This is a genomic window from Enterobacter genomosp. S, from assembly GCF_001631805.1.
GTDB classification, from domain to species: Bacteria; Pseudomonadota; Gammaproteobacteria; order Enterobacterales; family Enterobacteriaceae; genus Enterobacter; species Enterobacter quasihormaechei.
In genome coordinates this window covers 51330-62311 of sequence record NZ_LVVA01000008.1, presented here as the reverse complement: position 1 = coordinate 62311, position 10982 = coordinate 51330, and the positions used below count along the sequence as shown (strand labels likewise).

11 protein-coding genes and 1 tRNA gene are annotated in these 10982 nt (G+C 57.0%); 9 read left to right on the top strand and 3 right to left on the bottom strand.

What is annotated here, in order from left to right:
* Positions 1-128 precede the first annotated feature (128 nt).
* Positions 129-204, top strand: a tRNA-Trp gene (locus A3466_RS07005).
* A 99-nt stretch (positions 205-303) separates the two neighbouring features.
* Here A3466_RS07005 and hdfR read toward each other — a convergent pair.
* Positions 304-1125 carry an HTH-type transcriptional regulator HdfR gene (gene hdfR, locus A3466_RS07000; protein ID WP_063449988.1) on the bottom strand — a complete coding sequence of 274 codons (822 nt, stop codon included), beginning with the start codon at positions 1123-1125 and terminating at the stop codon, positions 304-306.
* A 118-nt stretch (positions 1126-1243) separates the two neighbouring features.
* Between hdfR and A3466_RS06995 the strand changes: the two genes are divergently transcribed.
* Positions 1244-1582 (top strand): DUF413 domain-containing protein, encoded by a 339-nt coding sequence (locus A3466_RS06995; protein WP_006808641.1) that lies wholly within the window; start codon positions 1244-1246, stop codon positions 1580-1582.
* A 26-nt stretch (positions 1583-1608) separates the two neighbouring features.
* On the opposite strand, the gene A3466_RS06990 is transcribed toward A3466_RS06995, so the two are convergent.
* Positions 1609-3129 carry a YifB family Mg chelatase-like AAA ATPase gene (locus tag A3466_RS06990; protein ID WP_063449987.1) on the bottom strand — a complete coding sequence of 507 codons (1521 nt, stop codon included), beginning with the start codon at positions 3127-3129 and terminating at the stop codon, positions 1609-1611.
* A gap of 339 nt (positions 3130-3468) precedes the next feature.
* On the opposite strand from A3466_RS06990, the gene ilvL reads away from it, so the two are divergent.
* The 7 genes from ilvL to ilvA all read left to right on the top strand — a co-directional run bounded on the left by ilvL (position 3469) and on the right by ilvA (position 10019).
* On the top strand, positions 3469-3567 hold the full coding sequence (gene ilvL / locus A3466_RS22215) for an ilv operon leader peptide (RefSeq protein WP_001311244.1): 99 nt from the start codon (positions 3469-3471) through the stop codon (positions 3565-3567).
* An 86-nt stretch (positions 3568-3653) separates the two neighbouring features.
* Positions 3654-3704, top strand: a complete 51-nt coding sequence (ilvX, locus tag A3466_RS23515; RefSeq protein WP_166792073.1) for a peptide IlvX — start codon at positions 3654-3656, stop codon at positions 3702-3704.
* A 2-nt stretch (positions 3705-3706) separates the two neighbouring features.
* Positions 3707-5353 (top strand): acetolactate synthase 2 catalytic subunit, encoded by a 1647-nt coding sequence (ilvG, locus tag A3466_RS06985; RefSeq protein WP_063449986.1) that lies wholly within the window; start codon positions 3707-3709, stop codon positions 5351-5353.
* The gene (gene ilvM, locus A3466_RS06980; RefSeq protein ID WP_003860184.1) at positions 5350-5613 is read left to right on the top strand and encodes an acetolactate synthase 2 small subunit; all 264 of its coding nucleotides are present in this window, start codon (positions 5350-5352) and stop codon (positions 5611-5613) included. Before ilvG ends, ilvM begins: the two co-directional genes overlap by 4 nt.
* Before the next feature lie 18 nt (positions 5614-5631).
* On the top strand, positions 5632-6561 hold the full coding sequence (ilvE, locus tag A3466_RS06975; RefSeq protein WP_003860182.1) for a branched-chain-amino-acid transaminase: 930 nt from the start codon (positions 5632-5634) through the stop codon (positions 6559-6561).
* A gap of 60 nt (positions 6562-6621) precedes the next feature.
* A complete protein-coding gene (ilvD, locus tag A3466_RS06970; protein ID WP_028014820.1) occupies positions 6622-8472 on the top strand; it encodes a dihydroxy-acid dehydratase in 1851 nt (616 codons plus the stop codon).
* 2 nt (positions 8473-8474) lie between these two features.
* Positions 8475-10019 carry a threonine ammonia-lyase, biosynthetic gene (gene ilvA, locus A3466_RS06965; protein WP_088204713.1) on the top strand — a complete coding sequence of 515 codons (1545 nt, stop codon included), beginning with the start codon at positions 8475-8477 and terminating at the stop codon, positions 10017-10019.
* Here ilvA and ilvY read toward each other — a convergent pair.
* Entirely contained in the window at positions 10016-10906 is an 891-nt protein-coding gene (gene ilvY, locus A3466_RS06960) for an HTH-type transcriptional activator IlvY (protein ID WP_063449990.1), read from the bottom strand. The genes ilvA and ilvY overlap by 4 nt on opposite strands.
* Positions 10907-10982 lie beyond the last annotated feature (76 nt).

The window sequence follows — 10982 nt, the reverse complement described above, 5'->3', positions numbered from 1 at the left end:
AGCGGTAGTTCAGTCGGTTAGAATACCTGCCTGTCACGCAGGGGGTCGCGGGTTCGAGTCCCGTCCGTTCCGCCACTTATTAAGACATTAAGCCTGCCCTCCCGGCAGGCTTAATGGCAAAAAACTTTAGGGGCGTAGCTCAGTTGGTAGAGCACCGGTCTCCAAAACCGGGTGTCGCGAGTTCGAGTCTCTCCGCCCCTGCCATATAGAATCCTTTGCTTCGGCAAAGGATTTTTTTTGCCTGCAAAACGACTGAAATCCCTTCTGAAGACTAAGCAGCCTGCGTCTCCGCAGGCTTTTGCGTTAATCCAGTATGCTGGTTTTTAACAGATCTTTTATCTGTGATTGCTTATCGCTGTTTTGCAGCCAAATGGCATACAGCGGCCTGGAGAGCGTCGTCGAATCGGTAACAACGTGGAGTGCAGATTTATTATCCGCCCAGCGAACAGGTAGCCACGTGCAACCCTTCAGGGCGGGCAGTTGCTGGCAGGCGATCTCCGCAGAGCTTGTCGTGAGCTGCGGGATATCATCGCTGGCAATTAACCCCGTCTCGTGCTGCTGAAAGTCAGGTCCCCATTCAAGGCGTAAATAATTAAGGTCGGCCTTCATCATTGCAGGCTCCGATGCATAGAGCGCCAGACTAAACTGTCCAACAATCTGGCTGCTAAATTCGTCCATCTTGGGGGCTTCTGTCGTGATCAGCAGATCCAGCTGACGTTCGTGGAGTTGCTTAACCAGCGACTGACGTTGCGCAATCCTCGCCTCAAATTGCAGATGATTATGTGTACGATATAGCCGCATAAGCCACTGGCTGAGCATGCATTCCCACAGTGATGCGCTCGCACCAATCGAGAATTCATTGTGCCGGGAAGTGTGCGCAACCTCCTTTCGCGCCGCCTGCCAGGTATTCATCAAGGTTTCTGCATACGGCAGCAGTTTTTCACCGGCTGGCGTTAAGCGGATATTGTTGCGATGACGGGTAAAAAGGTTCACACCCAGTTGATTTTCCAGTTGTCGAATACGAAAACTGACTGCTGACTGCGTCAGGTAGAGGGCTTCAGCTGCTCGCCCAAAGTGTCGCGTTCTGCTCACTTCGAGGAAAGTTTTTAGCAATTCCGTATCCACATCTTTCTCCACAAAATTATTTGTCGTTATGATTTAAATGTTTTGTTTTACACTCTGTCAAGCGTAACTAATACTCCGCGCCATAAATAGCTCGGCCAAAGAATTAGGAGCGTGTAGGATGGCGGAAAGCTTTACGACGACTAATCGTTTTTTCGACAATAAACATTATCCGCGCGGGTTCTCTCGTCACGGCGATTTCACTATCAAAGAAGCTCAACTTCTTGAGCGCCATGGTTATGCCTTCAACGAGCTGGATCTGGGTAAACGTGAACCGGCAACCGAAGATGAAAAACAGTTTGTCTCTGTTTGCCGTGGTGAGCGTGAGCCGCAGTCTGATGCAGAACGTGTATGGATCAAGTATATGGCTCGCATCAAGCGTCCTAAGCGTTTCCATACGCTGTCTGGCGGTAAGCCGCAGATGGAAGGTGCAGAAGACTACACCGAGTCTGACGATTAAGAAGAGAAGGGGCTACGGCCCCTTTTTTACGCCAGCATTTTTTGCAGATGCAGCAGTAGCCGATCGATCGCACGGTAGCTTAATGCCTCCTGCAAATGTCGCCTCTCAATTCCGGGGCAGCCTTCTACGTCGGCGACGGTGCGCGCGACTTTCAACAAACGCTGCCACGCGCGAATGGATAGTCCAAACCGCGTCAGCGTCTCCTCCAGCCAGCCTGCATCTTCGGCATTAAGAGAACAAAACTGTCGGATCCCGGCGTTATCCAGCCGGGCATTCAGCCTGTTCTGACGAGCATACTGCCGCGCCTGTGCCGCAATAACCCGTTCGCGTACCGCTGCTGAGCTTTCGCCTTTAATACCGCTTTGCCTCAACAGACCGAGCGGTGGCAGGGGGATCTCCAGAGATAAATCAAAACGGTCGAGAAAGGGCCCGGACAGCTTACTCAGATAGCGCAGCGTCTGCTCCGGCGTACAGCGGTTATGGTTTCCCTGATAATGGCCCGTTGGGCTAGGGTTCATCGCGGCGACCAGCTGAAATTGCGCAGGGTAGCTTATTTTGGCGCGTGTACGAGAGAGATGGATCTCGCCGGATTCAATCGGCTCCCGCAATGCATCCAGCACGCGCCGTTCAAACTCAGGCAGTTCATCCAGGAACAGAATGCCGTTGTGTGCCAGAGAGATTTCACCCGGTCCGGGAATCGACCCTCCGCCCACCATCGCGGTAAGAGACGCACTGTGGTGCGGCGAGCGGAAAGGGCGTCGGCGCCAATGTTTATGCAACGACGTAGAACTGACCAGGCTAAATATCGCGGCGCTTTCCAGCGCTTCGTGATTATTGAGGGGTGGCAACAGGCCGCTCAACCTGCTCGCCAGCATCGTTTTCCCCGTGCCTGGCGGACCTATCAGTAACAGGTTATGCCCGCCTGCGGCAGTGATCTCTAACGCCCGCTTACCCTGGTCCTGACCCATAATATCGCTGAGATCCTCAGTTGAATCTGGCGCAACCTCCTCCTTCTCCTGCGGTTCGGCAAGCTCGTGTCGGCCTTCCAGCCAGGCGCAAACCTCCTGCAAATGTCCCGCAATCAGGCACCCCTTTTCGGCGATGAGGCTTACTTCAGAGGCGTTTTCATTGGCTACAATGATTTGTCTTCCCGCACGTATGGCTTCAAGCGCACCCGATATTGCACCGGGAACACCTCTTAACGCGCCTGTAAGCGCTAATTCACCCACGAACTCGCACGAGCTTAGTCCTGTCGTGTTGAGCTGTTCAGAAGCCGCGAGAAGCGCTATAGCAATAGGTAAATCGTATCGCCCACCCTCCTTTGGCAAATCAGCGGGCGCCAGGTTGATGGTGATCTTCTTCGCGGGAAAAGCATAACCGCTATTGATAATGGCGCTGCGCACGCGATCCCTCGCCTCTTTAACGGTGGTTTCCGGTAAGCCGACCAGCGTCAATCCGGGCAGCCCATTACTTAAATGAACCTCTACAGAGATGAGCGGGGCCTTCACTCCGATAGCCGCGCGTGTATATACAACAGACAGTGACATAAGCCCTCCATGGCGGTGACTATGCCAGTCTCGTGGTTTTCTGTTTAGCGTTGAATCGCTGATTTACGACGCGCGTTCCTGCCTTTTAGCCGCAAAATGTAAACGTTACATGCTGGCGGAAGCCGCCTCGCAAAAAAGAAATCATGCGCGCTTTGCCTGAAGAAATAGGAAAAAAAATGAAAAATCTTCATTTCTATTTTTTCCCTATATAAAACAACGATTTTGAAAGAAATAGTTCGCATGCTAAAGAAATGGGTCATAAAAAAATCTTGTGTCAGATGAAATATCTGTGGTAACTCTTTAGGTATTCCTTCGAACAAGATGCAAAAAGAACTGAAAATGACAGCCCTTCTACGAGTGATTAGCCTGGTCGTGATTAGCGTGGTGGTGATTATTATCCCACCGTGCGGGGCTGCACTTGGACGAGGAAAGGCTTAAGAATCAAGCCTTAACGAACTAAGACCCCCGCACCGAAAGGTCCGGGGGTTTTTTTATGACTAAAAAACTTAAATGAGGAGCAGAGCATGACGACTAGCACAAAATTCTGTTTCTCCAGATTTATGACGGGGAACTAACTATGAATGGGGCACAATGGGTAGTACATGCGTTGCGCGCGCAGGGAGTCGAAACCGTATTCGGTTATCCGGGTGGCGCAATTATGCCGATTTACGATGCACTGTATGACGGCGGCGTGGAACATCTGTTGTGCCGGCACGAGCAGGGCGCAGCGATGGCCGCCATCGGCTATGCCCGCGCGACCGGTAAAACCGGCGTCTGTATGGCAACCTCGGGTCCTGGCGCAACGAACCTGATCACCGGCCTGGCTGACGCACTGCTCGATTCCGTTCCCCTGGTGGCGATCACCGGCCAGGTAGCCTCACCGTTCATCGGCACCGATGCCTTCCAGGAAGTGGACGTGCTCGGTTTATCGCTGGCCTGTACTAAGCACAGCTTCCTCGTTCAGTCCCTCGAAGAGCTGCCGCGCGTGATGGCCGAAGCGTTCGAGGTTGCCAGCTCTGGCCGTCCTGGCCCGGTTCTGGTGGATATCCCGAAAGATATCCAGGTTGCACCTGGCGATCTGGAGCCGCATTTCTCCACCGTGGAAAGCGACGATGCGTTTCCGCATGCAGAGGTTGAAGAGGCGCGTAAGATGATGGCGGAGGCGAAGCAGCCGATGCTGTACGTCGGCGGCGGGGTGGGTATGGCGCAGGCTGTTCCGGCGCTTCGCGCGTTCCTTGCAACCACGCAAATGCCCGCCACCTGCACCCTGAAAGGTCTGGGCGCAGTCGACGCGGACTACCCGTACTACCTCGGCATGCTGGGAATGCACGGCACTAAAGCGGCAAACCTGGCGGTGCAGGAGTGCGACTTGCTTATCGTCGCAGGCGCCCGTTTTGACGACCGCGTCACCGGCAAGCTGAATACCTTTGCGCCGAATGCCAAAGTGATCCATATGGATATCGACCCGGCGGAGATGAACAAACTGCGTCAGGCGCACGTGGCGTTGCAGGGCGATCTTAACGCGCTGTTACCGGCGCTGGAGCAGCCGCTGGATATCAACGCATGGCGTCAGCACACCGCAGACATGCGCGCTGAGCATGCCTGGCGTTACGATCACCCCGGCGATGCCATCTACGCACCGCTGCTGTTGAAGCAGTTGTCCGACCGTAAACCCGCTGACAGCGTGGTGACGACCGATGTGGGCCAGCATCAGATGTGGTCAGCCCAGCACATGACCTATACCCGCCCGGAGAACTTCATCACCTCCAGCGGCTTAGGCACAATGGGCTTTGGCCTGCCGGCAGCCGTAGGCGCACAGGTGGCCCGCCCGAACGATACCGTGATCTGTATCTCCGGTGACGGCTCCTTCATGATGAACGTTCAGGAGCTCGGCACCGTGAAGCGCAAGCAGTTACCGCTGAAGATCGTGTTGCTCGATAACCAGCGTTTAGGGATGGTCCGCCAGTGGCAGCAGCTGTTCTTCCAGGAGCGTTACAGCGAAACAACCCTGACCGATAACCCTGATTTCCTCACCCTGGCCAGCGCCTTCGGCATTCCTGGCCAGCACATCACCCGTAAAGACCAGGTTGAAGCGGCACTCGACACCATGCTGTCAAGCGAAGGGCCATACCTGCTTCATGTCTCAATCGACGAGCTTGAGAACGTCTGGCCGTTGGTACCGCCCGGTGCCAGTAACTCACAAATGCTGGAGAAATTATCATGATGCAACATCAGGTCGCCGTGCAGGCTCGCTTCAACCCGGAAACGTTAGAACGCGTATTGCGTGTGGTCCGCCACCGTGGCTTTCAGATTTGCTCTATGAATATGGAAACGGCCACCGACGCGCAGAACATCAGTATCGAATTAACCGTTGCCAGCCCGCGGCCGGTCGACTTACTGTTTAGTCAGTTATCAAAGCTGGTAGACGTTGCCCATGTTGCCATCTGCCAGAGCACAACCACATCACAACAAATCCGCGCTTAAGCGTGACAGGACGAAAAAATGACGACAAAAAAAGCTGATTACATTTGGTTCAATGGGGAGATGGTTCGCTGGGAAGACGCGAAAGTTCACGTGATGTCCCATGCGCTGCACTACGGTACCTCCGTGTTTGAAGGCATCCGTTGCTACGATTCTCACAAAGGACCAGTGGTGTTCCGCCATCGCGAACACATGCAGCGTCTGCATGACTCAGCCAAAATTTATCGTTTCCCGGTCTCTCAAAGCGTTGATGAGCTGATGGAAGCCTGCCGCGAAGTGATTCGCCAGAACAAACTGACCAGCGCCTATATTCGTCCGCTGGTCTTCGTGGGTGATGTGGGCATGGGCGTGAACCCGCCGGCCGGTTACAACACTGATGTGATCATTGCTGCGTTCCCGTGGGGCGCCTACCTGGGCGCAGAAGCACTGGATCAGGGGATCGACGCAATGGTTTCTTCCTGGAACCGCGTGGCGCCAAACACCATCCCGACCGCCGCTAAAGCGGGCGGTAACTACCTCTCCTCACTGCTGGTCGGCAGCGAAGCGCGCCGCCACGGCTATCAGGAAGGCATCGCACTCGACGTGAACGGCTACATCTCTGAAGGCGCGGGCGAAAACCTGTTTGAAGTAAAAGACGGCATTCTGTTTACCCCGCCGTTCACCTCTTCCGCGCTGCCGGGTATCACCCGTGATGCGATCATCAAGCTGGCGAAAGACCTTGGTATCGAAGTGCGCGAGCAGGTGCTGTCCCGCGAATCCCTCTACCTGGCAGACGAAGTGTTCATGTCCGGTACTGCGGCTGAAATCACGCCGGTTCGCAGCGTCGACGGTATTCAGGTGGGTGAAGGCCGCTGTGGTCCGGTGACCAAACGCATCCAGCAAGCCTTCTTCGGCCTCTTCACCGGCGAAACAGAAGACAAATACGGCTGGTTGGATCAGGTTAATCACTAAATATAAATGTGGGACGGCACGCACCGTCCCATTAAATAGTCAGACGGGAGTCAATAAAGCATGCCTAAGTATCGTTCAGCCACCACCACCCACGGCCGTAACATGGCGGGTGCCCGCGCATTGTGGCGCGCCACCGGAATGACCGACGCCGATTTCGGCAAGCCAATTATCGCCGTGGTGAACTCCTTCACCCAGTTTGTTCCGGGCCACGTGCATCTGCGCGATCTCGGTAAGCTGGTTGCCGAGCAAATCGAAGCCTCCGGCGGCGTGGCGAAAGAGTTCAACACCATTGCGGTGGATGACGGTATCGCAATGGGCCACGGGGGAATGCTCTATTCACTGCCGTCGCGCGAGCTGATCGCCGACTCGGTGGAGTATATGGTCAATGCCCACTGCGCCGATGCGATGGTCTGTATCTCCAACTGCGACAAAATCACCCCGGGGATGCTGATGGCCTCCCTGCGCCTGAACATTCCGGTGATCTTCGTCTCCGGTGGTCCGATGGAGGCGGGTAAAACCAAGCTCTCCGACAAAATCATCAAGCTCGACCTGGTCGATGCGATGATCCAGGGCGCAGACCCGAAAGTCTCTGACGAGCAGAGCGATCAGGTGGAACGCTCCGCGTGCCCGACCTGCGGCTCCTGTTCCGGCATGTTCACGGCCAACTCCATGAACTGCCTGACCGAAGCGCTGGGCCTTTCTCAGCCGGGCAACGGCTCGCTGCTGGCGACCCACGCCGACCGTAAGCAGCTGTTCCTCAACGCCGGTAAACGTATCGTTGAGCTGACCAAACGCTACTACGAGCAGGACGATGCCAGCGCGCTGCCGCGCAATATCGCCAGTAAAGCAGCATTCGAAAACGCCATGACGCTGGATATCGCCATGGGCGGCTCCACCAACACCGTTCTGCACCTGCTGGCCGCTGCGCAGGAAGCCGAAATCGACTTCACCATGAGCGACATCGACAAGCTCTCCCGCAAAGTGCCGCAGCTGTGTAAAGTCGCGCCGAGTACCCAGAAGTACCACATGGAAGACGTGCACCGTGCGGGTGGCGTCATCGGTATCCTGGGCGAGCTGGATCGCGCCGGGCTGCTGAACCGCGACGTGAAAAACGTCCTCGGCCTGACGCTGCCGGAGTCGCTGGATCAATACGACGTAATGCTGACCAAAGACGACGCGGTGAAAAAGATGTTCCGCGCCGGTCCGGCCGGTATTCGCACCACCCAGGCGTTCTCGCAGGATTGCCGCTGGGACACGCTGGATGACGACCGCGCTGAAGGCTGCATCCGCTCGCTGGAGCACGCCTACAGTAAAGACGGTGGTCTGGCCGTGCTGTACGGTAACTTTGCGGAAAACGGCTGCATCGTGAAAACCGCAGGCGTGGACGACAGTATCCTGAAATTCACCGGTCCGGCGAAAGTGTACGAAAGCCAGGACGAGGCGGTAGAGGCCATCCTCGGCGGCAAAGTGGTGGAAGGCGACGTGGTTGTCATTCGCTACGAAGGGCCGAAAGGCGGTCCGGGCATGCAGGAGATGCTCTACCCGACCACCTTCCTGAAATCGATGGGCCTCGGTAAAGCCTGCGCGCTGATCACCGACGGCCGTTTCTCCGGCGGCACGTCTGGACTCTCCATCGGCCACGTCTCCCCGGAAGCGGCAAGCGGCGGCAACATCGCAATCATCGAAGATGGCGACCTGATCGAAATCGACATTCCGAATCGCGGCATTCAGCTGAAGCTGAGCGACCAGGAGATTGCGGCCCGTCGTGAAGCGCAGGAAGCGCGCGGCGACAAAGCCTGGACGCCGAAAGATCGCCAGCGTGAAGTCTCCTTCGCCCTGCGCGCCTACGCGAGCCTTGCAACCAGTGCAGATAAAGGCGCGGTGCGCGATAAATCTAAACTTGGGGGCTAATGATGGCCGAGTCACAACCCTTATCCGCCGCCCCTGAGGGGGCGGAATACCTGAGAGCGGTGCTACGCGCGCCGGTCTATGAAGCTGTGCAGGTCACGCCCCTGCAAAAAATGGAAAAACTCTCCTCGCGCCTCGACAACGTCATTCTGGTGAAGCGCGAAGACCGCCAGCCGGTACACAGCTTTAAGCTGCGTGGCGCCTACGCGATGATGGCGGGGCTGACGGATGAGCAGAAAGCGCGCGGCGTCATTACCGCGTCGGCGGGCAACCACGCCCAGGGCGTGGCGTTCTCCTCGGCCCGTTTAGGGCTGAAGGCGCTGATCGTGATGCCGGTTGCCACCGCGGATATCAAAGTCGACGCGGTGCGCGGTTTTGGCGGGGAAGTACTGCTCCACGGCGCGAACTTTGACGAAGCCAAAGCCAAAGCGATTGAGCTAGCACAGCAGCAGGGCTTCACCTGGGTGCCGCCGTTCGATCACCCGATGGTGATTGCCGGGCAGGGCACGCTGGCGCTTGAGCTGTTGCAGCAGGATGCCCATCTCGACCGCGTCTTCGTCCCGGTGGGCGGCGGCGGTCTGGCGGCAGGCGTGGCGGTGCTGATCAAACAGCTGATGCCGCAGATCAAAGTCATCGCCGTTGAGGCGGAAGACTCTGCTTGCCTTAAAGCGGCGCTGGACGCCGGACATCCGGTGGATCTGCCGCGCGTTGGGCTGTTTGCCGAGGGCGTGGCGGTGAAGCGCATTGGCGATGAAACGTTCCGTCTGTGCCAGGAGTATCTGGACGATATCGTCACCGTCGACAGCGACGCTATCTGCGCGGCAATGAAAGATCTGTTCGAAGATGTACGTGCGGTGGCGGAGCCGTCCGGCGCGCTGGCGCTGGCGGGGATGAAAAAATACATCGCCCAGCACAACATTCGCGGCGAACGTCTGGCGCACGTGCTCTCTGGTGCGAACGTGAACTTCCACGGTCTGCGCTACGTTTCCGAGCGCTGCGAGCTGGGCGAACAGCGTGAAGCGCTGCTGGCGGTGACCATTCCGGAAGAGAAGGGCAGCTTCCTGAAGTTCTGCCAGCTGCTGGGGGGACGCTCGGTAACGGAGTTCAACTACCGCTTTGCCGATGCGAAAGATGCCTGCATTTTTGTCGGCGTGCGTCTGAGCCGTGGCGTGGAGGAGCGTAAAGAGATCCTCAGTTTGCTGCATGAAGGCGGCTACAGCGTGGTCGATCTCTCCGACGATGAAATGGCGAAGCTGCATGTGCGTTACATGGTCGGCGGGCGCCCCTCGAAACCGCTCCAGGAACGCCTGTTCAGCTTCGAGTTCCCGGAATCACCGGGCGCGTTGCTCAAGTTCCTGCACACGCTGGGCACCCACTGGAACATCTCTCTGTTCCACTACCGTAGCCACGGCACCGACTACGGCCGCGTGCTGGCGGCGTTCGAGCTGGGCGAGCACGAGCCGGATTTCGAAACGCGCCTGAACGAACTGGGCTATGAATGCCATGACGAAACCCATAACCCGGCGTTCAGGTTCTTTCTGGCAGGCTAGTGGTTCGGCAATATCTTCCAGAACGCATCAATAAGCGGCTCATGCAGCCGCTTTTTTTGCGCACATACGCCAAGCTCAAACGGCGTTTTCTCGTCGCTGCGCTCCAGAATCATCACGCGGTTGCGCACCGGCTCCGGGCTGTTTTCCAGCACCACTTCCGGCAGCAGCGCCACGCCGCAGCCGAGCGCTACCATTGAGACCATCGCCTCATGTCCGCCCACCGTGGCGTAAATCGACGGGTTGCTGATCTTCTGGCGGCGGAACCACAGCTCAATGCGGCGGCGCACCGGGCCCTGATCGGCCATGATAAACGGCACCGTGGACCAGTCCGGTTTCTCAACCGATATCTGATTACGCACCGGGCAGGGCAGCGCCGGGGCGATCAGCACCACCGCCAGATTCTCCAGCATCGAGAACGCCACCGCGCCCGGCAGCGTTTCGGGCTTCCCGGCAATGGCCAAATCCGCTTCGCCGGTCACGACTTTTTCCATGGCGTCGGCGGCATCGCCGGTAGTGAGTTTAATTTCAACCGACGGATGCTCCGCGCGGAAGCGGTCAAGAATGGGAGGAAGATGGCTATAGGCTGCCGTTACGGAGCAGAAAATATGCAGCTCACCAGAGAGCGACGGCCCCTTCTGGTCGATGGTGTGTCGCAGTTGCTGGTACTGCAACAAGGTTTGTTGGGCAAAAACCCGCAGTTCGTCGCCCGCTTCCGTAAGGGTAACGGTACGGTTATCGCGCACGAAAAGCGGCTGGCCAAGGTCTTCCTCAAGGCGCTGGATCTGGCGCGAAAGCGTGGAGGGGCTGACGTGCATCGCCCGGGCGCTGCGGCCAAAGTGACGGCTTTCCGCCAGGTGCAGGAACATTTTTAGATCGCGTAAATCCACCGATTCCACTCCCTCTTTTTTCATTGCAAAAACTGCAATGTGACGTTGTGAATATATCAATTTCCGCAATAAATTT